Here is a 21,918-nt window from a genome sequence, read left to right on the forward strand (position 1 = left end):
CAACGATGGTAGCTCATTTTCACTCTGCGCGCAGCGCCTCAATCACCTGGAGACGCTCCGCACGCCGCGCCGGAAATAAACCAGAAAACATACCGACAGCAACAATACTGCCAACGGCCGTAAGGATGGCGACAGGTTCAAATACCCACTCAAATTTCAGCTTGGGAACAAACTTGGTCGCTGCAAAAATCATGAGCTCAGTCGCCGCGAATCCGGCACCAATTCCTATCATCCCAGCCACGGAGCACAGTACTAAAGACTCCATGAGCACCTGCATGCGTATACTGCGATTGGTCGCACCGAGTGCCTTGTGGAGACCAATCTCCTTGATGCGCTCGGTCACCGACACCAGCATCATGTTATGTATGCCGATGCCCCCAACCAACAGGGATAAAAAAGCAATCGCTGTCAATAATGCTGCGAAAATGGTCAGAAACCGTTTAGTCTGAGCGACCAGAGTGCCCTCGGTATCTACCATGAATCGGCCCGATTTACCGTAGCGCAGCCCGAAATAAGACTTAATCTTCCGCGCGACTAACTCAACGTCCGATTCTGATCGTACCTGTACAGCAAACTGATACATCCGGCTCGACATGTAACTGCCAACGGCCTGATACACCGTGTAAGGCATGCTGATTTGCGTGTTCGGCCGATGCCATTCCTGGTTTGATTTTTGTGGTTTAGCCACACCTATGATCCGGCACGGTACCGATCTATCCGCATCTACTGTTACAGTGATCATTTGCCCGAGCGATGACTGACCGGGAAATAACTGCGTGGCAAGCTCGCTACCTAGGACGCAAACGAGAGCACGTTGCTCCACATGATAAGGGGAGAGCCAGCGCCCCTCGGCCATTTGGATGTTGGTAATGGCTGCATACTCGTGGTTGACGCCGCGTAGCCGGACGTTTTCGGAGACCGAGCGCCCGCCAGCGGTAGCCGTATTTTGCCATGACGATAGTACCGGTGACAGGTATCTGATCTCGGGAAATACGCGCCGCACAGCTGATAAATCGCTGTCGACTGTGAATCCACCAAACTCACGTCTGGTCTCGTCGCTCGCCCGTCGCTCCCAGTTGGGATAGCCACGCACGACGAGTTTATTGACTCCGAGCGCCTCAAATCCTTCCATGATCCTGGCTTTGGTGAACTCACCTAGGGAAATCATCGCCTGAACCGCAGCAATCCCAATAATGATACCTAACATCGTAAGCACTGATTTGGTCCGACTGCGGAGCAGATTTTTTAGGGCGCTGGGTAGGGTTTTGCCCGCTAGCCTCGCGACGTTATCGCTCCAAGCACCAGGTAGCTTAAGGTTCTCGCTTGTAGTCAGCTCACCGCTAAGACGCTGCAATCCACCCTCGCTGACGACACCATCACGCACATGCAACACTCTCGCGGCGGAGCGCGCTACTTCGTGGTCATGTGTGATCATGACAATGGTGCGTCCCTGAGCATGTATTTCACGGAAGATCTGCATGATCTCGGCCGCACTGCGACTGTCTAAATTACCTGTGGGCTCATCGGCAAGTATCAGAGACGCGTCCGTCAACAGGGCTCGCGCGATCGCAACACGCTGCTGCTGGCCACCGGAGAGTTGGCTTGGGTGGTGGAACAATCGGTCACCCAGTCCGAGCCGCTCTGCCAGACTTATAGCTTTAGCTCGTAAATCGCCACCCTCAGGTGGCAGTTCTTGGGGGTAACGAGCAGGCAGCAGGATGTTGTCCAGCACTGTGGCTCGTGGCAGCAGATGAAATTGCTGAAACACGAAACCAACCTTGCGATTGCGGAGGTAGGCAGCCTCTGGGCCGTCGATACCGGTGATATCGGCTCCATCAAAATAGACGCGACCGCCTGTAGGCTTGAGCAAGCAGCCTAGAATGTAGAATAGCGTCGACTTACCCGACCCCGAGGGCCCTTGAATCGCAACAAATTCGCCATGATTGATCGTAAAATTGACGCGTCGCAGAATCTCAATCGAGCGGCCTTCAAGCATATAGGCGAAATCAAGCTCTACCACCTTAATGAGCGGCGGTTCCATCTGGTCGCGGCTCACAGCTCACCGCCCATAGTGAGAAAATCGACCATTTTGATTTTGTCACCTAAGCTCACCCCACTCTTGATCTCAAAAGACTCATCGTTACTGATGCCAACTTGAATAGGTCTGCGTTCACCTGTAGCCAGAGTTACAAAGTATCCTTGGGGCCCACGCTGCACGAATTCATGTGGCAGCATGAGCGCGCCCTTGACCTCATTGACGATGATATCGATCACGACTGACATCCCAGGGCGTATTTTATCGTCATATTCTGCAATCGTAATATTCAGGGGAAATTCGACGCGCGCTCTATCTCCGCCAGTCTGTTCTTTAGCTGCGAGCGCTATCTCGCCAATGGTGCCGTTATAGGTCCGATCGGGGACCGCTACGGCGCGGATCAACACGGGCAAACCGACTTTCAGCTTGCTGATCTCCACCTCTGGTACATTAGAGGTGACGGTTAACTTGCTCACGTCGTCAATCCGGACCAGCGCCCCATCTACTGTCATGCCACTCCCGCCGCCAGTGACGTATTCCCCCTCACGCTTCCATACTTGTGCGACCACACCTGTGAGTGGTGAGCGTAGCGGAAACACTTCCTCTTGCCCGCCACCTATGGCTTGCGCCACGCTAACGATCGGAGCACCCGCAACAATACGGTCTCCAACTTTGACAAAAAGACGCTGAACGTAGCCATTATAGGGAGCAGCTATGTTGGCATATCTTTTCGGCATCACTGTGCCCGAAATGGTCACCTTGACGATCATATCGCCCTGGGCCACAGTGCCGATAGGTAACTGACGCTCTCGGCCGCTCGCCGGTAAACGCCATACGCCAATTGCTACCAGCGCCAGACATATAGTACCAAGGGCCAGCTTAAGCAGTCGCTGCGGTTTCATAAATTGTTGCCTCATAGTAGCGGTACTGCGCTATTGCGGTCAGCAAATTGATATAATTCGTATAATAACTCACGCGGGCTGACAGGAGGTCACTAAGACCCGTTACCAGATCAAGATAGGCCACTTTGCCCTGTCGGTAATCTTCCTCAAGCGTGGCGAAGTTAACCTGCTCAAGGCGCATCAGCTCCCGGTTGAGCTGCAAGTTGTTTTTTAGGTTGCGAAGCGTCTCCATCAATTTCGCAATACCCGTTGCACGCACGTACAATTTATCGCGGTTATCCCGATTTTGGATGGTGAGCTGACTTGCGCTCAGATCGATATCGCGTCGCCGACTCCCAGCATCCCAGATATTGTAGTTAACGCCTAGGAGCACGTTCCAGTTCCACTGATTAGCTTTGGCCTCAGCCGGAGCAAAAGCCAAGTAGGAGGGCACCTGGTAGTTAAGCGTAGAGCTTACTGTCACCACCGGGAGGTTACGTCGTCGCGCGAGATCGATATTAACCGTGGCTACCTCGGCCTCTAGCGCTGCGATTTTAGCCAAATAACTCGCCTCCACGGTCGGAACTTTGATCGGCAGACCTGGCTCTTCGCGCTGTAAATCCTCTGCGGTTAACGTGACAAAAGTGACATCGCTAGTACCGGGAGGCACACCCATCACACGTCGCAGTTCGATGGTGGCATTAGCCTTGGCCACCTGGGCATTACCAACCTCGATCGCTGCTCTTTGGGCCTGGCTCTTGAGACGAAAATACTCCCGCTTCGTTTTAAGTCCTTGCTTATAAAGAGACTCAAGTTTACTTAGCTGCTTAGCCGTAAGTTGAGCCTGTTGCTGATTGGTGTTGAGTAAGATATCAGCTTGAGACAACGCATAGTATGCACGCGACACTTCTAGAAGAGTCGTGTCTCTAGTCTCCAGGAAGTTCAATCTGGCAATCTCCAGGTTGGCTTCACTGATATCATGCTGCATCAAACTTTGGCCATTATCGTAAACAGTCTCGGTGAGACTGAGGCCTAGCTGGCTAAACCACGGCGAACTGCTGCGCGCCAAGGGCTGAAGTGTCCCGCCGCCTGTATTGCCGCCCCCACCGCCAGTTCCGGCACCGACCACGGTAAACTGCTGCACACCACTACGCATAAGACCCTGGGTCGTCGTGAGATCGAGCGAGGGTAGATAACGAGCCCTAGCTCGATCGACTTGAGCCTCACGCACCTCAATGGTGCTGCGGGCCTGCTGCATGGAGGGGGCGTTCTCCAAAGCGTAACGCAGTGCCTCTGCAAGATTCATGGGCGCAGCCGCTGCCGGTTTGGTGCACAGGATTATCGCATATAAAGCCGCGATCCCAGTCTGGAAGATAAACTGACGCACAGCCACCCCTCTCATCTAAACTAGGGGGCTTCCGGACAGCCCCACCATGGCATTTAACCGCAGGAGGAGGCTCGTCGGCAAAGGTATTCTGAGCAAATCGCGGTTCACTGACTGCCATCGGTCTTAGTTAGCAGACCAGCCATGAGCGCACGCTCGCTTTTTAGGGTATTTAAGTAGGGCTCGTAGTAATACTTTAGCCGATGCTCGAAACCTACTGTGAGCTCCCGCTCCCTGAGTGCCTTGGGCAAGTCCAGGAGCACATCGCGGAGCGATTTCTTATAGGTTTGCGGAATGTTGGGGCCGAGTGGTAGTTGCTTAATCTTCTCCTCAACCGACAACTTACTCGTCTCAGCCTTCTCCATAAAGGTCCGAATCTTACCGTAATCGGCGATACGCGCCTCGATGCGCGCAATCAGCTCGTCCATGATGGCAATCTGACGTAAGAGCAGCTTGCCCGGAGTCAATAATTCCAGCATCGCTGCATGCTCTTCAGCCGTCAACGCTGAGGCCTGCTTCAGAAAGAATCCCCGGTACGTCGAGGTGTAGTAATTGATGAAGATCACCTCTTCCATAGGCTTACGCTGCCCATGATTCAATAACTCAGACAACAGATATTTAAAACATTTGACGTCGGCGCTGTAGTAAGTTTGCGCTCCATCTTTAGTGATGGTCACCAGGCCCTGCGATTCCAATTGCTCGAGAATCCGCATAATTTGGACTGACTGAATAACAACCTGCTCGTTGGCCGTACCCATAAGTAGGAATCCAGCGTAGAGGTCGACAAAAAAGCGGATTTCCGACATCCGCGTCCGCTTAGCCATGCTGGTCGCGCTGATCAAAGCACAGTGAATGATTGTCTGGAAAATCTTCGAAACTGACACCTTGCGCTGCATTTTTGACGGCATAAATCACCATGAAAAATCGAGATTACTCATCACTACTCTGATCCGCACTTTTTCTCTTTCTGTTACCATCTTTATTTTCGGTCCGAAATCTATTGATATCAACCTCGAGTATTTTAACCACCTCGTCGACAGAATGGGCTAATTTTAGCATCGAGAAATCACGTTCCGACATGAGTTTATTGGCCAAGGGGAATTTCCTCAGCCACTCCATCAACTGCTGCCACGATTCGTCATCGGCAAGTAGCACCAGCGGCCGGGGCTTAATGTGATTCACTTGCATGAGTTGCCAGGTATAAAACAGCTCGAGCAATGTGCCAATTCCACCGGGGACCATGATCACAGCGTGCGAAAGCCGCATAAATTCATCCAAGCGACTTGAGAAACGGCGGTGCTGGCTCTTCACATCGAGATGGGAGTTCGCATCCGACTCAAACGGCAGCTCAATCGGCAGCCCTATGGACCATGCGCCTTTACTTCCAGCCTTGGCCCCCTTATTGGCAGCCTCCATCAGTCCGGGGCCACCACCAGTCACGATATCAACGCCCAGACGAGATAGACCCTCCGCCAACTTCTCTACTTGCTGGTATATGGCGCTATCCGAGCTGATGCGGGCCGAACCAAAAATACAGACACGGTAGAACTCCGTCTCCATCTCTGTTAGCAGGCCATCGATATCAGCCACAATATCATATAACTGCCTAATCTTACTTGTTAAAACTTTTCTTACGCGCTTTTGCTTGAGGACCATAGTGAGCTCACTTCGGGCTATGCCACAAAAACTCATAACTATTTATAATATTTCAAATTTTATAAACATATGCAACTTTATGACGCTGCCTACTACAACCACGCTAAATCAACAGCCTCACATCAGAGCTAAACTTGAGTCAAAGCATGCCGATGACCTGAGAGCAGGGTGCCGTTGCCACCGAGTATGGGTTATTACATGCGTCGTCTCTTCCCACCAATGATAGCAGGTTTGGCAGCAATGTCTGCCAGCTCTGGGGAATTAGTCAAAAAAGAGGATACCGAGCTCGGATTCGCTATCGTCGGCGCTATCGTACAAAAAAACAGTGAGAGTAATGTGGCACTCATTAAAGAGGATTCCGGAGCGGTTAAAGCCGTTAAACGGGATTTCATCATACTAGATAAATACAAAGTTTTGTCCGTTTATCAAAACTCCATCCACGCCATAGACCGAGAGGGAAAAACCTATCTCATTTACCACGGCAAATTTATGGACGATGGCACCAAAACAGCGAGCCAGGGTGCTCGCACGCAAACGCAGGACCGCTACCGCGAAGAGGGATTCGAAAGGCGGGGCGGTACGATTAGCGTCAGCGCATCTTACCGCGACAAGCTCGTCAAGGAAGATCTGGCCAAAATCCTGATGCAAGCGACAGCTGAGCCTTTCATGGAGAACGGGCTCATCGCAGGCTTCAAAATGTCGCAAATTGACGAGGGCAGTATTTACGCCAAGGCGGGACTCCAGGACGGAGACGTAGTCACGAATATTAACGGTACCGAGCTCAATAATGTTTCCGCCTCGATCAGCCTACTGAAATCACTCAAAGGCACGGAACACATTGATATCGAGCTGCGTCGCAACGGCCAGTCGCAAAAAGTCACAATTGATGTCAAATGACTTTCCCGAAAGCATGGCGCCAGTCATAACTCGGATGGCATAGCGATCAATGACCCGTCAGTGGCGCCACCGGATACGGCGTTCAGCATCGAATAGGTGGGAGGTATTTTACTGTCGGTGTACTTGATCGTACCTACCCACCCACTCATATCGAGAGTCACAGATCCGCTACTGTACCAAACATGATCCTTTGACGATGAGTTAGCAGTGACGCCCTTATAACTAATTTTTGTCCACTTATACTTACGCACGGGCAGACTGCGCGCAGTGTCCAGTGAGGTAGTGGTGATAGTCTCATTTTTAATTATTTTTAGACAATCATCACCCAGAGTTTTTATGTCGCCGGTCTCAAGCACTGTACATCCACCCAAGTTTTTATTGCCTGCATGGGTCATCGCACGTTGGGTCTTTTTTATTACCACGCCATCGACTTCGTATTCGACCACCGAATCGGTGATCGTCTGTGTCATTTCCGTTATCTTCGGACATTTTACGTCGCTTTTGGCGCCGCTAGCCCACTTGAATCCGTTCATAGCTGAAACATCAGCACCCTCGCAGACTGCATAATAATAGTGTCGGTTTTTTCCCTGGACACTCTTTAACACATAGTCCGGGCTCGTCAGCACGATCCTCAGACACTCAGAGACATCGCTCTCTAGTTTAATGACCACGGATTTTTTATTGGCTACCGCAGCCGAATCCTTGAATTTATCTTCGATGCACTTGATGAAGTCACTCTTGGTCTCGGGTTCGGGCTGCACGTTATAAAATTCACTGCTGGTATTCAATTCATAGAGCAGTTGGGCCTGCGTATAGGGCTCAAGTACGAACCCAGGCGCTACTGCAAGATCGATGGCATCGATTAAGATGCCATCGTTCGGTAGCGGCATAGTCGATGAGTCTGATATCTCAGCAGCCTTTGAGCCGCCTTTTTTTGTGACCTTCTCCACCACGCCGCAGGCTGAAAATCCTATCGACAGCATGCCTATCATGAGCCGCAGCATAAGTGGCGCAACATGTACGGGACTAACATCCATAGGAGGTTCCTTCTGTTTGGGAACACGTGACACTCTATTATAGCCGCCTCATAGTAGAGCTACCAGGAAGCGACCACGTAAAAATGCGACATAATACAAACTCGCAAGTCAAAACCGAGTCCCACGTCGGACAAAACCAAATGCCGCAACACCCCAACTTCATTGATATATGGGCCATAGTTCTAAAGTTTTTTTAGACCCAAGCCGAATCCACAATGAGTTAGGTGTCGGTGTGGCAGCTAAAGATAGGAACTTTAGAGATGAATCCAGGAATCCTTAACATATTTACATTCCTAAATTGCCGTAATTACCTTGCCTACCTCACTGCCGCGATCGGATTATCGACAATCATCAGCTGTAGCAGCGAGCCGTCTACGAAATCCAACCGCTATGGCAACGCGACTAGCACGCGCGATGGATCTACCACGCCGCGGGATCTTGACGCACAGCAAGTACAGAAATGTCCAGACGACATCTGCCAAGTTCCAATCGATAACCGCCCTATCACGGGTCCTGTTGCAGAGGAACCGGCCTCCTGGTGTACTTCAGCTGCTGCCACGCGCACTGCTGGCCAAGATCTGGCGGAGCATTTGGCGACGATTTGCAAAGATGGATCGCCAACGCAGTTGATGCTCAATACTCTAGTCCCGAATGCTTACAAGGGATCGGGAGAGCCTCAACTTTTTGCGATCAAGCCCATCGAAAACACAAACAAAACAGTAAGTGCCTTTTTTGCCGTTGCGGTAAAAATGCCAGTTACTGCCGCTGAACACTTTCAGCGGATTGCTCCAGCAGACGGAGATGTCGCAACAGAAAAAGGAAAAATCCAGTCACAAGGAGGCACTCCTGGTGCTGACGTCAAAGTAGTGCCTGTATCCAGCAAGGACGATAAAGACTGGGTACGTGGCTGGACCGTTGACTCCAACTCATCGCTAAAGACCGCAGGCTTTCCATCCGTTACCGTCAAGCTTCGCTACAACTATCAAATCGATCATTTTAAATTTGATGATGCTGGCTACTTATACACATCTCAACTAAAGAGCTCGCTTGAGACAGTCAAAGGCTATCAAACGCTAAATGCTGTGTTTGATATCGACGGTACCGGCTATCAGCTGGTGATCGCGAAAATTACTGCAGACGATAAAGGCCAAGCCGCCAAAGTACGTGATGCGGTCAAATCTTTGGCATCAAACCTCGTCAAGTACTTGTATCAACAAAGCACCAAGTGATCGCTAGACAGACCAGATAGACTTTGTAATCATGGTAGGCATTGCAATCGCAACCATAGCCAGATTGGATGCCAGGTATGCGGTGTTATTTAACCAGTATGCTGATGCTGTTTCCTCTATCGGCATGCGTCTCCTATTCCACTATGCAGTCCGCAGAGACTTTAAGCCCAGGGCAAACGTCGGCCTATATGGCGATCTCCGGTCAGTCACTCGTTGCGACCAAAGACACGCCCATCGCCGAGACCAGCAGCGTCGGTGCTAATGGCATCATATTTTACGAATTCGGTGGCAGACTCGGTGTCACTGAAGATGCCGACATCGGAGCCAAAATTATTCTCGAACCTGGTCCTCCCTCATACACGGCAGATGCCAAGTTTCAAATCCTAAAATCGAGCACCTTTGCACTTAGCTCAGGTATCGGTATCAGTTATTTGGGTTTATCCGTGCCGCTAGAGGACCAAAACACTAATCTAGCACTAATCGACCTCAACATTCCCGTATATATGACCTACCACGCTTTTAAGAATATGGACCTAGGATTCACGCCGCGGAGTATCTTTCGCACCACTGCCGACGGTGGAACCTACAGTATGTTTGGAGGGTCCCTCGGGGCCTATTTCGGTGGTAAAACTAGACTGGCTATTGAAGCCAGTGCCTTTCAGCATCTCCAGACCAAAGTGATCGTCAGACAAGCCACCATGGGACTCATAGTCAGCTACCCGCAGGGAAAGCAAACCAACAAAAGGGAGAAGCGTTCGTGATTCGTATTGCTCTTGTATGTCTCTACGCCATGAGTTTTTTTCCCACATTTGTGGCGGCATCTCCCACTAATACGGAAGTATCAACCTCTAACCAAGCAAAGCCCCAGGGCGAACCAGATCAGCGAACCTATACCTACACGCTTGTTGGCATGGAGCGACGCGAGTATCTGCTAGGCGGCCTGACGTCGACAGTCCTGGGATTCGGCACTGGCCACGTCGTTCAAGGCCGTTATTGGAAAGATGGCTGGATATTTACTGCAGGCGAGGTCGTGTCTTTTGGCGCTGTATTAGCAAGTCTCGCCCCCTGTCGCGACGACTTATTCAAAGTTGAGAGGATCGACATTGCACAGCGTCTTGCCAAGTGCAATAAACCTGGACTGATCCTCGGTCAGCTTTCTTTCATCAGCTTCCGCGTTTGGGAAACGGTGGATGCCTGGGTTACCCCGAATCCTGAGCTTAAAGAACATTTATTTGGCAGGCGCCCCGTCCGCAGTACCATCGATATTGGCTACGTGCCGCCATCTGATAGGGGCTCGGGTTCTCTGAGTTTCGCCTATCGTTTTTGACGAATATGGTTCATACGGGGTCAATTAAAGATGCGCACCATAATCATGGTCAGTCTATTTTTTTGCCTCGCACAATTGAGTTACGCGGCTCAGACAGAGTCCCCGACCCTAAATAAAATCAGGGAAACAGGAACGATAACCCTAGGTGTGCGTGACTCCTCGGGTGCACTCTCTTTTACTCAAGGGTACGGTCAGTACGATGGATATCATGTAGAGATCTGCCGTCACATTGCCTCGGATATCCAAGTTAAGCTAGGACTGCGCAAACTAACGACCAAATATATCGCCGTATCCTCACAGAACCGGATTTCCCTCGTACAAAACGGCACTATAGACCTTGAGTGCGGCTCCACTACAAATACTTTGGCGCGCCAACGCGATGTGGCGTTTGCCCATACGGCGTTTATCGAGGAAGTCCGGATCGCTGTCAAACGCGGCTCAGGCATATCTTCCATCGCCGACCTACGCGGTAAGACAGTAGTCTCGACCACGGGATCCCAACCAGTACAAATACTGCGGGCGCAGGCCCGCAGACAAAATATCAACTTCAATGGTATCTACGGGAAGGATCACGCTGATAGCTTTCTCCTATTAGAATCAGGTCGTGCCGACGCCTTTGTGATGGATGCCTCCATACTCGCTGGAAACATTGCCAACGCTCGTGATCCGCGGGCGTTCGTCATTGTCGGTGAGCCTCTCAGTTTGGAGCCGATCGCTATCATGCTCAGACGAGACGATCCTACATTTAAGGAACTTGTCGATCACAGTTTGGACCAGCTTATGACGCAGGGCGCTTTACCTGCTCTTTGGGATAAATGGTTTCTTAAACCGATACCTCCGAGCGGTCGCGTCATGGGTTTGGCCCTTTCGGAGGCCACAAAAGCGGCCTGGGAATCGCCTAATGACAGACCTGCCGAAGAATATCGGCGCTTCCATATAGAAACTCCGTCGTCCACGCACCAGGGACTCGACTTGGGGATTTTCTGCCGTGGCATTGTCACGGGTCAATCGATACCCAACTGTCTAAGCAAAGACGACTTTGGCGGTGACACCACGTACCTACACTGGCTACTGAGTGCCTGGAGATGGACTTTGGTCGTCGCAGGCATTGGCTTCCTGGTGGCTTTAAGCATCGGTCTACCCGTGGGAGCCCTAAGGACTATAGTAAGGAACCGCTGGCTAGCCGGTGCCCTTAGCGCTTTTGTCGAAGTATTCCGCAATATCCCCATCTTGGTGCAAGTATTCATTTGGTATTTTGTCGTCCCAAGTCTCCTGGCTTCATTTAAATCACTGCCAGCTTATTTAGTCGTGTCCTTAGCCCTCGGCCTTTTCACTGCCGCGCGGGTCTCCGAGCAGGTGCGGGCGGGGATACTTGCTATTCCCAAAGGACAGTTTCAAGCCGCTAAAGCCCTGGGTTTAACAACGCTCCAAAGTTACCGTTACGTGCTTTTGCCGGTCGCGCTACGTACAATCATCCCCCCACTCACGTCGGAGGCCATGAACATAATCAAAAATTCTGCCGTGGCCTTTGCCGTATCTGTCCCAGAGCTCACCATGTTTGCGATGCAAGCTCAGGAGGAGACTGCCCGCGGCATTGAGATCTATGCCGCAGTAACGCTCATCTATGTGCTCAGTGCCCTCGTGGTCAATCGCGTAATGACCTACATGGAGGCAAAAGCGAAAATACCAGGCACCAATCATAATCACACTGAGGTTCCCCTTGTGAAAGCAGGACCCCAATGAATCTAGATACCAGCTTTTACTCCTGGCAACTCGTGACCAATTATCTGGCGCGCGGGCTCGCATTCAGCCTGAAACTCACCGCTTGTGCCACATTATTAGGTACCTTACTCGGTGTTTGTTTAGCCATAGCGCGCATAAGCAAGATCGACACGCTAAGACGCCTAGCTTCGGCCTATATCAATACGATGCGGGCAGTGCCTCTCGTCATGCTGATTCTCTGGTTCTACCTACTAGTTCCGCTTTTTATAGGTCGCCCCATCGGCGCTGAAATGGCAGCATACTTCACCTTTTCGCTGTTTGAGTCGGCCTTTTTTGCCGAAATTATTCGATCGGGAATTCAGGCGCTTCCCCGAGGACAATCCATGGCCGGCCTAGCTCTAGGTATGAGCTACCGCCAAACATTACGTTATGTGATTCTGCCACAGGCCTTCCGCCACACAACGCCGATTCTACTTACTCAAGTCATCGTCCTCTTTCAGGACACATCCTTAGTTTATGCAATTGGTGCCTACGACTGGCTCAAAGGTTTCGAGATCGCGGGAAAAAACTTCGGACGCCCGATCGAGACTTACTTACTAGCTGCCGCATGCTATTTTGCTGTCTGCTATGCGCTATCACGGCTTGTATTCAACCTTAAGACCCGGTTGGCTGTGAGCAGTGAGTTATGAACGGAGAAGCTACATGATCAAGATGACCAAGGTATCGAAATGGTATGGCAGCTTTCAAGTACTGCAAGACTGCACCACCCAAATCAACAAAGGTGACGTGGTTGTCATCTGTGGGCCATCTGGGTCTGGAAAATCAACCCTCATCAAGACTATCAACGCTCTAGAACCAATTCACAGCGGAGAGATATGGATTGGCGACAAAGCCGTCCACGATCCCAAAACTGATCTGCGAGCATTACGCTCGCATGTGGGCATGGTATTTCAAAACTTTGAGTTATTTCCGCATTTGTCAGTTACCGAGAATCTCACACTCGCCCAAATGAAAGTTTTGGGTCGGACGCTTGATGATGCCACGGAACGCGGCCATAGGTACCTGGAACGTGTCGGGATGAAAGCGCACCGCGACAAATTCCCCGCACAACTCTCTGGCGGTCAGCAGCAAAGAGTCGCCATTGCACGAGCTCTGTGCATGGACCCCGTAGTCATGTTGTTCGATGAACCAACCTCCGCTTTGGATCCTGAAATGGTTGGCGAGGTTCTTGATGTCATGACGAAGCTGGCAGCAGAGGGCATGACAATGCTATGCGTGACCCATGAAATGGGATTTGCTCGCCGCGTTAGTAACCGCGTAATTTTTATGGACCAAGGTGCTATTATCGAGGACTGCGGGAGTGACGAGTTTTTCAAGAACGCGGCCCAAAGATCTCCGCGTGCCAGAGAATTTCTTGATAAAATCCTGAGTCATTAGCCGACAATCTCTGTAATGGGTGACGAAGCAGCGATTAAATCGCCTAGCATTTTCGGCTCTACTGCCCAGGGAGTTGACAGCCGTAACATTGTAGCGAGCTAACCTCCTGAATTTAGGTAGCTCGAAAAGTAGCACGCTTCTTGCACAAAGCGGTCTCACAAAGGGTCGTCGAAACCAAGAGAAGGGGCACAAGATGCTACGCCATAGCACGATTCGGCTAATGCTCATCACCTCAACTACCGTTCTTGGAACGTCATTACTAGGCTGTGGTCAGGCCCAATTTGGTGGGAAAGACGCCAGCTCCCAGGGGAGTAGTCCCCGCACTAAGGGCGCCGACAATCGCGCTCGCTCTAATGGCGCCGTTCCAAACGTCGATGCCAACGCCTACGGCACCCCTGCCACCAATGACGCCAAAAAGCCAGGTTGGGTTGAAGGCCAGCCCTTAAAATCCCTCATCGACAGTTTATTCGCCGGAGGAGGCAACCCAACATTGGGCGGCAGTCCTCTAGGCGGCAAAAACCAAGGAGGCTCAAACTCCGATGGCATGAGTGTTGGCGGTAACGGTGGAAACGATAGCAGTCTAGCCAACCCAGGCCCGAACGGCAGTCTCTTCAGCGACGCATCGGGAGTATTATGGCTCCCTTGTGTCGATCAAAATCAGAATCAGAACCCAATGAAATCAGAGTTTTTTGCTAAAGAAGGATCGAAGGTTCGTGTCGCGGGAGAACTCTGCCCCCAAGTCAAACTTAGCGGTGATTTAAATGTGTTGTTCGTGATCGATCGTTCCGGATCGATGGAGGGCGCGGGTAACGAAGGCCCAAACGACAAGACCTCTGGTGGATCCTGCGGCCGTTTACGCGCGGCTCAGGTCTTGACGGAGAAGTTCAAGGCTATGACTGATACCACAATAAAATCCGGTGTAGTCACCTTTGCGACCCAGGCGCGTACCGCTGCTGGTATGGCCCCGATCGCCCAGCTACCGTTAACGTCAAATGTGTTCTGCGGTTCTGACTTCTTGGGATCCACTAACTACCAAGCCGCATTCTCTGAGGCATCGTCAGTGCTCTCCAAACTCCCCGGTAAAAAGCTAGTGTATTTCATTTCTGACGGTTCACCTACGGCAGGTTCTAACGATCCACGCAGCGCCGGCCTGCAAGCAGCTCAGGCCCTCAGACAAATTCCGGATGTAACTCTGTTTGCACTATTTGTTGGCTACAACGGCAGTAAGGCTAACAATCCTCAGGGCTACTTAGAGCAGATCACTGGTGACCCTAAACTCGTACGTGTCACTGCCAATGCACAAGAATTAGTGCAGGCTGCGGCGGCACTTGGCCAGCCAACCGTTGATATCAAGAAAGGAGATATGACGGCAGAGCTGACCACGCCGACTGGCACGGTCAAGGTCGGCATCGAAAGACTGGAGCCGAGTAAAACTGCGATCAACCGTTACTACTGGACAACCGAACCTTTTGAACTGGCGGGCGAGGTCGGAAAGCCGAGTATCAATAGCCTCACGGTAATCGGCAAAACTTCTGTGGGCACGACCGTCAGCGCTACTTCGGAAATCACGTACAATACAACGGCTCCGTGAGTGCGCCCCATTCAATCACGTTGTAGTAATTTTCTATTGTAACCCTTAAACGATTTAGCGACACCGGTGCGTAGATTATAAATCGATAGCACTCCGAGGGCACTTGGCTCCATCGCCGAAAACTCATCGTCACCAAGACCGATTGTGGTCTCGTTGCCAATATCGATGGAACGCTCAACGAGCGCATCCGAGAGTCTAACTGTAAATACCCGGCGGCTGATGCCAGGAAGTGCCTTCATAACCGCGTTTAGATTTTTATCCGTAAGATATGTTTGCTCGACATAGGTTGCTAACTTAAGATTATCAGAGTTTGGGAGTTCAAATCGCGCAAACGAATCACCGTCGCCTGCAGTGATAAACTTCCACTTGTCTGTGGCAGAATCTAGGTACCTAACATGGACACGCCCCGTCTTCTGACTAGAGGCATAAAGTCCAATGACCTCATTGTCGAGCACGGCACCAGAGTCGACGTTGAGTAGGCTCATACTCTTTGTACTGCCGACGATGGCTCTATCGGAGCGACCGACTACTGGAGCGACGAAATTCAGACCAGTGGAATCAGTGAGCTGAATTTTTTGGAATTGCCAGGAATTCTTGGTGATTGACTCCCTGATATCAACCAAAGCCAAGGCGCCACCAGGACCAGCTATCAGCAGTTTGCCACCGGGCAAAATATCGCCCGCACTAATGGTGACGCCGTCTCCTAGTAGGGGGCCACCTGTCCACTGGCTTTCCACGCTACCATTCTGCCCCATAGTGAGGAGTGTCACCGCAAAATACTGGTCAACAAAGGCGTAGTAGCCTTGCGTCGCATCAGCTGCCACCGAGATCACGCGACCGGCAAAGGTTTTCACCGGAGTACTGACACCTGATTCAGTATTCAATGTGGATAAGGCTTTGTCGTCGATCGTGAAAAAGACTTTCCCCTCCGGTCCGGCGAACCAGGAATCGGTCTGTGCTGGGACCGATAGTTGAGAGGACTGTTGCACCGTCGTCGCGTTAGAGCTAATGCGGTTAATCCGCTTAACGTAAGAGTCGTAACCGTAAAACACCCGCTCGCCACCAGCGGTAAAGAAACGCCAGGCATTTGATGCGCTGGAATTAGGTGTGGTGTTGATAACGGCCCCAACCACACCGCCACTGCTTGAGGAGCCGCCACCTGACCCGGAGCCTCCACACGCAGCTGCGACGAAACCTAGAATACAAATCATACCGGTTGCGAGGGTAGGCCTAAGATTAAATTCCATAGCTGACTCCAACAGAGAAGGAGAATGTTGCGTCTTTTTGCGTCACGCTGAGCTGTTCGAGCTTATAGGGGGCATAATCGTAGCCCATGCCCAAACTAGCAAGAAAACCGTAGTAAAGCGGCAGGTAGAGATTCACATCCGTTTTCGCTCCGACCAGATTTTTTGACTGAGTCTCAGAATTGAACGAGTCATAAATTCGTTGACTCACCGAACCCACACCACCACCGATAAAGACGGCGTAGTGCAAATAGGACGCCCATGGTCCGCTGGCACCAGAGAGCAGTATGCCGCGCCACTCCAGTCCCAGATAATTCGTCACTAGCCTTAGTTCGCCATTAACGCCGGTACGACGCTCGTTAGAGCCTCTTAGCTCAGTACTCGTGTAGCGATATGCAAATCCGATATTACTCGTCGCTCGCCTATAGTAGCTCAAGGCCAGAGCCTCGCGTGCACCGCTACTTGGTACAAAAGAGGCCTTTGTAAAGGTCGGATCTAAATTGTACGACTCTGAGAAGTAACTGATGCGCCATTTATAGAACGGCGCACTAAAGCCATCGTCATCGAGTGTGAGTACTTCGGCGCGCCTCGCCTCGATAGCAATAGCAGCACCGATCGTATCAAGGAATGTGCGACTACCATCAGCCCCTTTGTATGGTCCAAGTGCCCCCCTGTCACCGATCTCTTGCCCATCATGGGACAGAAAATGCCCTAATTCATGTGCCACAAGCTGAACACGACCAGCATCGCTCAGATCACGAAAACGCAGTTCATTCAAAATAACTCTCTTTTTCTCTCGCTGCGCGATCGCGTCGGAGGATCGATGCTCTTTGTGGTCAGTCATAGTTTTATCCGACCATACAAAGGAAATTCCTCCATTTGGCTTAACGAGTTCAAGAAATTCGGCTGCATGATCAGCAATAAATTTGGCGCAGAAATGTGCCTGGATCTCTGAACTTTCAGAAATAAACGCGCATTGCTCGGAAGTTCCACGACAGGTACAGACATCATCTGGATACTCTTTTGCATGCGCAATCGCTGCGGCAATGCGCGATAAAGTGAGGCGCAACGATGGATCCAACATATTGCCACCATTGCCGATAAATGTTGATGAATAGCCCGAACCTGACCATAGCAATATTGCCAGGGACAAAATGCACCGGTTCATTTGCGATGGTCCTTTTTGTTAGTCGGAGCTGCGTTAAAGTTGAAGCCACCGGTAGGTGTTAAATGCAAAATCAATTGATAGAGACGCTTATCAGCATCAGCATGATGCTCCGTGAAGCTCTGCAGTTCCTCGGAAAAGCGCCGAATGATCCCCACCAGCTCGACGTAGCGTTTGGCATCTAATGGCAGAATCATCGCTTGAGCAAGGCGCTCATCCGCATTCGCATGAGTTAGTCCCAACTGGGCTATTTTCAACGCATTCGCATGAAACTTGCGAACATGAGCATCAAATTGAGCATCCGGCACCACAGCGAGCGGCTCGGATTCGACGAGCTGGCCGCTTTCGTTAACTTTGATGTATCCGTGATGGCGCAGAAATTTAACCGCTTTTTCGATGCGGTGTTCGTTGGCAATATGAACCAGCTCAGAAAACAAACCTCGCACACCGCTTCGGCGCACAGACTCAAGTCGAATGGCATCCTTTACATACGGATTCAACCAATCTTTTAGAATCGCTGAGGATACCCGGCGGCGGCGTCCGAGGGTCTTGCGCGGCTCTTCATGAGGCTCCGCAACTGGCTTACTACCGTCCTCCAGCATCAATTTAAGCTGTAAGCGTTCCTGAACATTCAATCCAAATATATGGCAGAAGTTATTAAGACGATCTAGAGTAAGAGGCCTTTTGCCAGCTAGGACCAAAGACACGAGAGCAGGTGAACACCGATACTCTCCACGGCATGCCTTGGCCACCGAGAAGCTGGGATCGACCGATCGCCGATACTCAGCCATAGCTGTGAGATAGGCGCCAATTGATTCGAAAAGATGAAGTTGAGGTCTCTGCATTTTGTGCCTCCCACCCTCATCATATCGGATTTTTGTTTATTTATTTTGAGCCTTTTCCTGCTGATACGTTTACTTTGTAAACGGAGTGACTCGCTAGACTCTTATAACCAGTGATTTAGACTCGAGAAATCATTTGCGTTTTGGGTCTAGTTAAAGACTCAAGAAGCGGCTTGCGCCCTGGAAGTCGCTTAGCCCCATGTCGAGATGTTTATTAAACGTAAAGAACATGTCGGCCACATCAAATTGAGACATATCGAGACTTTGTCCCGGCGTCATGAAATTTCGTCCGCCGCCCACGATCATCGGCGCACCCTGCGAAAGATGCATATAGTGCATCCCGTCGCGTACGCCAAACCCGGCAAGAACAATGGAGTTGTCGAGGATGACGCTACCACTACTATCCTTGGCAGCTTTCAGCTTTTGTATGAGGTCAGCCACTACTGAAAAGTAAAAGCGATCACGCGTGATACAACGCGGTATGCCATCGGGCGTCGCATGTGAGAAATCGCCACCGCTGAAATGACCAAAATGCGACACTAAGTGATTGTTCCATCCGGCAATATCAGCACCCTGATATACAAGCTCGCGCGGCGCTGCTGGCAATGACCGAGACCCAGTTTCGACATCCAACATAACGCTTACTGACCGCACGAGATCACAAGCGAATGCTATTGTGATGAGATCGTTAAACATCCGCATGCGAGCCAGGTATAGGCTGCCATCTCCCGCTGCGGCTCCGGAATCTAAATTGGCCTGATTCGTCGGTGGACGACAAGTGGCGCTGCTATTTCCCGATGACGCGCCGCCGCCTGATGAGCCAGGGTCGCGGTACTTTAGCTCTAGTTCCCGAAGTCCTGCCAAAAAATCGTCTAGTCTCTGCTGGTCACTACGCCCTAGTTTTGCCCTCAATTGACTGAGATCTGTGAGACTACTATCGATAATACTGGCTTCTAAATTTTGGGTAACCGGCTGTGGCGAAGGCGCCACCGGGACTGCAACCTGTCCCACGAGCTGCCTATAGAGGTCGCCAGGATTGGAAATGCCACGGACCATACGACCATTTAGATAGGAAATGCCGTTGTTCTGATATCTGTCGCCCTGATCTGCGGTGTTCCCCTGAATGACCAGGGCTGCCTTGCCGCTCTTGCCGGCATACTGATGCTCAAAGGAATTCTGCGGGCCTAAGTTTTGGCCACAGGTAAGAAACGCCACTGCTTCGCCGACGTGCTGGCCGTTGGCATTTGCCAGATTATCTGCCGCCGTAGTCTTGATGTGTTTCAACACTGAGAAGTCACCCACAATTGCATCGAAAGGCGCCAAGGCTGGTGGCAGGTTATTCCGGTTCATAACCCCTGTCGCTGGGTACCACGTTGGAGTATCGCCGCGATTATAGGTTCCATTAGGAATGTAAAAGGCGACAAAGCGACGCGGATCCCGCGCTGTTTGAGCCGTAGCCCGATTGGCAACCCAACTCGGAAATAACGGCAAAAGAAAGGTAGTGCCACTACTACTAATAAAGGTACGGCGACTAAGCTTGAAGTTACTCATGGCGCATCTCCACTTTGCCAACGAAATTGCCTTGTCAGTACAGTGGCCTTTAGTAGGTCCGAAAACTTACCCTGAACACCCCATTTCCGAACGCCCATTTCTGTCGCTACGCATTCGTCATCTTTTGAGACTGGAAGACGTTTCACGGCTAGTGCCATTACTTTTTTAGCCAGACAGCTCTGAACGATTTGCTGGCCCGAAAGTCGATCGAGTAATTCGCGCGTATCTTTGAACTCGGTGGAGGCATCCAATTTTCCAGAGGAGTCAATCACTGCACCTCCTAAATGGGTGTACGTTGACCTCCACTTACCCGTCGCGTCGAACGACTCAAATCCAAGTCCGAGAGGATCCAAGCGCTCGTGACAGGATGCACAGCTGGGGCTATTAGTATGTACTGCCAAGAGTTCCCGAGGTGTAGCATTAGGCGGTAGTTTACTGGTATCCAGAGGTGGAATACCGGGCGGCGGTGGCGGGATATCCTGACATAGCCATTTCAGAGCAAGGTCTTTGCCACGCTTTACTGGCCGAGTCTCCGTCGTCGAACCGGCTGTTGCCAGTAGAAATGAGGCATGGCCTAAGACACCACGACGCGAGTGATTAGTTAGATCTAAAAGCTGGAATTTCGCACGATCTGATTCGCTCCACGGAATACCATAGTGCTCCGCCAAGATGCCATTGGCGTATGTATATTTTGCTGCTACTAAATCGGTAATACTTTTGTCCTGAATCACAAGGTCGGCGACAAATCGCCAGCTTTCCTCGAGCATTGCTCTTTTTAGTGCATCATTGACGCCAGGAGTCACCAAGTTCTCAAGCACATCCAAGCCGATCCAGTCATTAACAATGGTGCGTACTAGATAGCTAGCACGGTCGTTTTTTAACATGCGATCAACTTGGTTGTTCAGCTTAACCTCGTCACTGAGCTGGTCCTGTGCCGCCAGATCAAATAACTCCTGATCAGGCATCGTGCCCCACAGGAAGTAAGAAAGACGCGAAGCAATCTGATAATTGTCGAGCTCAGCTGCCTCACCCACTGGCGTCGGGGCCTCTGTGGGGACGCTGACAAAAATGAAATGAGGGCTGATCAAAAGAGCGACCAAAAGACTCCTTAACCCTTGGTCGAAACTTGGCGCCTGTTGCATAATACGCAGGAGTCTGGCCTTTTCACTGTCAGCTCCGACGGAAGTCAGGGGACGCCGCCACGCTCTCAGACCAAAATCGCTGATGATGGACTCAAGGCATGACACCTCAACCTCGGATTTACCGACAGCGCAGGGAGCGATCTTACGGAATGCGGCATCTTGGTCGTTCTTGCGTGCAATAACGGCATCGGCCAAGGTTGTCGCTGCCGTCCAGTACTTCGTCACGGTCAATGGCGACAGGGAAACATGAGCCGTGTCACTGGCAAAACCGCTAGGACCTTTAGGTGTGGCCTCAAATACAGCAAGCTTACTTGCTTTGTCTGTGATGAAGAGCAGATCAGAAACGGTCTGGTCGTACTCCTCATGGGACATGAGTCTCAGCGCTGCACGCCCCGGTGCGTATCCGGCCCCACAAGAGAGCCCCAGCGACCGTGTACCAGACTGGGCGTCGCTCTCCCCTGGCAGCGACCCGATGGGTTTCACGACTTTGGCACTGCGCACATCTTTGACCTTAGCTGATTTCGCCCCACAGCCACTGACTTCCATACTCAGCAACAAGCACCCAATCGCGACTGCGGTTTTGTGATCCATGCGGTTTCTCTAATCACTGGATGGGCATCAGCGCTCACCACTGCATGTGTCATCGGTAACGACTGCAATAACTTTAAGTACCCGGCGATAGTCATGTCTTTCCGTGATGTTACAAGATCGGTTGCCCTCTTGGATCAGCCGCAAATCATTCGTGTAAGATGATTTAAGTAGTGCAAGCTTGGTGTCT

18 protein-coding genes and 1 pseudogene are annotated in these 21,918 nt (G+C 51.2%); 8 read left to right on the top strand and 11 right to left on the bottom strand.

Annotated features, from left to right (window positions below; all coding sequences use genetic code 11):
* Positions 1-19: 19 nt before the first annotated feature.
* From FJ146_09205 to FJ146_09225, 5 genes are all read right to left on the bottom strand, one after another.
* The gene (locus FJ146_09205; protein ID MBM4252135.1) at positions 20-2,056 is read right to left on the bottom strand and encodes an ATP-binding cassette domain-containing protein; all 2,037 of its coding nucleotides are present in this window, start codon (positions 2,054-2,056) and stop codon (positions 20-22) included.
* Positions 2,053-2,952, bottom strand: coding sequence for an HlyD family efflux transporter periplasmic adaptor subunit (locus tag FJ146_09210; GenBank protein ID MBM4252136.1), 900 nt, complete (start codon positions 2,950-2,952; stop codon positions 2,053-2,055). Before FJ146_09210 ends, FJ146_09205 begins: the two co-directional genes overlap by 4 nt.
* Positions 2,915-4,318: a TolC family protein gene (locus tag FJ146_09215; GenBank protein ID MBM4252137.1), complete on the bottom strand. Its 1,404-nt coding sequence runs from the start codon at positions 4,316-4,318 to the stop codon at positions 2,915-2,917. Before FJ146_09215 ends, FJ146_09210 begins: the two co-directional genes overlap by 38 nt.
* Positions 4,319-4,407: 89 nt before the next feature.
* Positions 4,408-5,124 carry a hypothetical protein gene (locus FJ146_09220; GenBank protein MBM4252138.1) on the bottom strand — a complete coding sequence of 239 codons (717 nt, stop codon included), beginning with the start codon at positions 5,122-5,124 and terminating at the stop codon, positions 4,408-4,410.
* A gap of 106 nt (positions 5,125-5,230) precedes the next feature.
* Positions 5,231-5,992, bottom strand: a complete 762-nt coding sequence (locus tag FJ146_09225) for an LOG family protein (GenBank protein MBM4252139.1) — start codon at positions 5,990-5,992, stop codon at positions 5,231-5,233.
* Between the two features lie 132 nt (positions 5,993-6,124).
* Between FJ146_09225 and FJ146_09230 the strand changes: the two genes are divergently transcribed.
* Positions 6,125-6,853, top strand: a complete 729-nt coding sequence (locus FJ146_09230) for a PDZ domain-containing protein (protein ID MBM4252140.1) — start codon at positions 6,125-6,127, stop codon at positions 6,851-6,853.
* 23 nt (positions 6,854-6,876) lie between these two features.
* Here the strand turns inward: FJ146_09230 and FJ146_09235 are convergent, their stop codons facing one another.
* Positions 6,877-7,890, bottom strand: a complete 1,014-nt coding sequence (locus tag FJ146_09235) for a hypothetical protein (GenBank protein ID MBM4252141.1) — start codon at positions 7,888-7,890, stop codon at positions 6,877-6,879.
* Positions 7,891-8,150: 260 nt separating this feature from the next.
* Here FJ146_09235 and FJ146_09240 point away from each other — a divergent pair, with 260 nt between their 5' ends.
* The 7 genes and pseudogenes from FJ146_09240 to FJ146_09270 all read left to right on the top strand — a co-directional run bounded on the left by FJ146_09240 (position 8,151) and on the right by FJ146_09270 (position 15,196).
* Positions 8,151-9,119 carry a hypothetical protein gene (locus tag FJ146_09240; GenBank protein ID MBM4252142.1) on the top strand — a complete coding sequence of 323 codons (969 nt, stop codon included), beginning with the start codon at positions 8,151-8,153 and terminating at the stop codon, positions 9,117-9,119.
* A gap of 77 nt (positions 9,120-9,196) precedes the next feature.
* Positions 9,197-9,880, top strand: coding sequence for a hypothetical protein (locus FJ146_09245; protein MBM4252143.1), 684 nt, complete (start codon positions 9,197-9,199; stop codon positions 9,878-9,880).
* Complete coding sequence (locus FJ146_09250; GenBank protein MBM4252144.1) at positions 9,877-10,446, top strand: hypothetical protein; 570 nt, start codon at positions 9,877-9,879, stop codon at positions 10,444-10,446. Before FJ146_09245 ends, FJ146_09250 begins: the two co-directional genes overlap by 4 nt.
* 30 nt (positions 10,447-10,476) lie before the next feature.
* Positions 10,477-11,370, top strand: a pseudogene (locus FJ146_09255) (amino acid ABC transporter substrate-binding protein).
* Positions 11,371-12,185: 815 nt separating this feature from the next.
* On the top strand, positions 12,186-12,857 hold the full coding sequence (locus tag FJ146_09260; protein MBM4252145.1) for an amino acid ABC transporter permease: 672 nt from the start codon (positions 12,186-12,188) through the stop codon (positions 12,855-12,857).
* A gap of 13 nt (positions 12,858-12,870) precedes the next feature.
* Positions 12,871-13,605: an amino acid ABC transporter ATP-binding protein gene (locus tag FJ146_09265; protein ID MBM4252146.1), complete on the top strand. Its 735-nt coding sequence runs from the start codon at positions 12,871-12,873 to the stop codon at positions 13,603-13,605.
* Between the two features lie 193 nt (positions 13,606-13,798).
* Positions 13,799-15,196, top strand: coding sequence for a VWA domain-containing protein (locus tag FJ146_09270; GenBank protein ID MBM4252147.1), 1,398 nt, complete (start codon positions 13,799-13,801; stop codon positions 15,194-15,196).
* Positions 15,197-15,207: 11 nt separating this feature from the next.
* Here FJ146_09270 and FJ146_09275 read toward each other — a convergent pair whose 3' ends face one another.
* The 5 genes from FJ146_09275 to FJ146_09295 form a co-directional block, all read right to left on the bottom strand.
* On the bottom strand, positions 15,208-16,443 hold the full coding sequence (locus FJ146_09275; protein MBM4252148.1) for a hypothetical protein: 1,236 nt from the start codon (positions 16,441-16,443) through the stop codon (positions 15,208-15,210).
* Positions 16,433-17,608, bottom strand: coding sequence for a hypothetical protein (locus tag FJ146_09280; protein ID MBM4252149.1), 1,176 nt, complete (start codon positions 17,606-17,608; stop codon positions 16,433-16,435). Before FJ146_09280 ends, FJ146_09275 begins: the two co-directional genes overlap by 11 nt.
* The gene (locus tag FJ146_09285) at positions 17,605-18,450 is read right to left on the bottom strand and encodes a TIGR02147 family protein (GenBank protein MBM4252150.1); all 846 of its coding nucleotides are present in this window, start codon (positions 18,448-18,450) and stop codon (positions 17,605-17,607) included. The genes FJ146_09280 and FJ146_09285 overlap by 4 nt, the downstream gene beginning before the upstream one ends.
* A 150-nt stretch (positions 18,451-18,600) precedes the next feature.
* Positions 18,601-19,998 (bottom strand): DUF1552 domain-containing protein, encoded by a 1,398-nt coding sequence (locus FJ146_09290; protein ID MBM4252151.1) that lies wholly within the window; start codon positions 19,996-19,998, stop codon positions 18,601-18,603.
* Positions 19,995-21,731: a DUF1592 domain-containing protein gene (locus FJ146_09295; protein MBM4252152.1), complete on the bottom strand. Its 1,737-nt coding sequence runs from the start codon at positions 21,729-21,731 to the stop codon at positions 19,995-19,997. Before FJ146_09295 ends, FJ146_09290 begins: the two co-directional genes overlap by 4 nt.
* Between the last annotated feature and the right edge of the window lie 187 nt (positions 21,732-21,918).

The sequence above is a fragment of the Deltaproteobacteria bacterium genome (genome assembly GCA_016874735.1).
Taxonomy (GTDB): domain Bacteria; phylum Bdellovibrionota_B; class Oligoflexia; order Oligoflexales; family CAIYRB01; genus CAIYRB01.

Coding starts and splice junctions, on each gene's coding strand:
- FJ146_09295 (MBM4252152.1), bottom strand. CDS start 21,731: ATGGATCACAAAACCGCAGTCGCGATTGGGTGCTTGTTGCTGAGTATG.
- FJ146_09260 (MBM4252145.1), top strand. CDS start 12,186: ATGAATCTAGATACCAGCTTTTACTCCTGGCAACTCGTGACCAATTAT.
- FJ146_09275 (MBM4252148.1), bottom strand. CDS start 16,443: ATGGAATTTAATCTTAGGCCTACCCTCGCAACCGGTATGATTTGTATT.
- FJ146_09245 (MBM4252143.1), top strand. CDS start 9,197: ATGCGGTGTTATTTAACCAGTATGCTGATGCTGTTTCCTCTATCGGCA.
- FJ146_09240 (MBM4252142.1), top strand. CDS start 8,151: ATGAATCCAGGAATCCTTAACATATTTACATTCCTAAATTGCCGTAAT.
- FJ146_09280 (MBM4252149.1), bottom strand. CDS start 17,608: ATGAACCGGTGCATTTTGTCCCTGGCAATATTGCTATGGTCAGGTTCG.
- FJ146_09235 (MBM4252141.1), bottom strand. CDS start 7,890: ATGGATGTTAGTCCCGTACATGTTGCGCCACTTATGCTGCGGCTCATG.
- FJ146_09210 (MBM4252136.1), bottom strand. CDS start 2,952: ATGAGGCAACAATTTATGAAACCGCAGCGACTGCTTAAGCTGGCCCTT.
- FJ146_09270 (MBM4252147.1), top strand. CDS start 13,799: ATGCTACGCCATAGCACGATTCGGCTAATGCTCATCACCTCAACTACC.
- FJ146_09265 (MBM4252146.1), top strand. CDS start 12,871: ATGATCAAGATGACCAAGGTATCGAAATGGTATGGCAGCTTTCAAGTA.
- FJ146_09220 (MBM4252138.1), bottom strand. CDS start 5,124: ATGGCTAAGCGGACGCGGATGTCGGAAATCCGCTTTTTTGTCGACCTC.
- FJ146_09290 (MBM4252151.1), bottom strand. CDS start 19,998: ATGAGTAACTTCAAGCTTAGTCGCCGTACCTTTATTAGTAGTAGTGGC.
- FJ146_09225 (MBM4252139.1), bottom strand. CDS start 5,992: ATGAGTTTTTGTGGCATAGCCCGAAGTGAGCTCACTATGGTCCTCAAG.
- FJ146_09215 (MBM4252137.1), bottom strand. CDS start 4,318: ATGAGAGGGGTGGCTGTGCGTCAGTTTATCTTCCAGACTGGGATCGCG.
- FJ146_09285 (MBM4252150.1), bottom strand. CDS start 18,450: ATGCAGAGACCTCAACTTCATCTTTTCGAATCAATTGGCGCCTATCTC.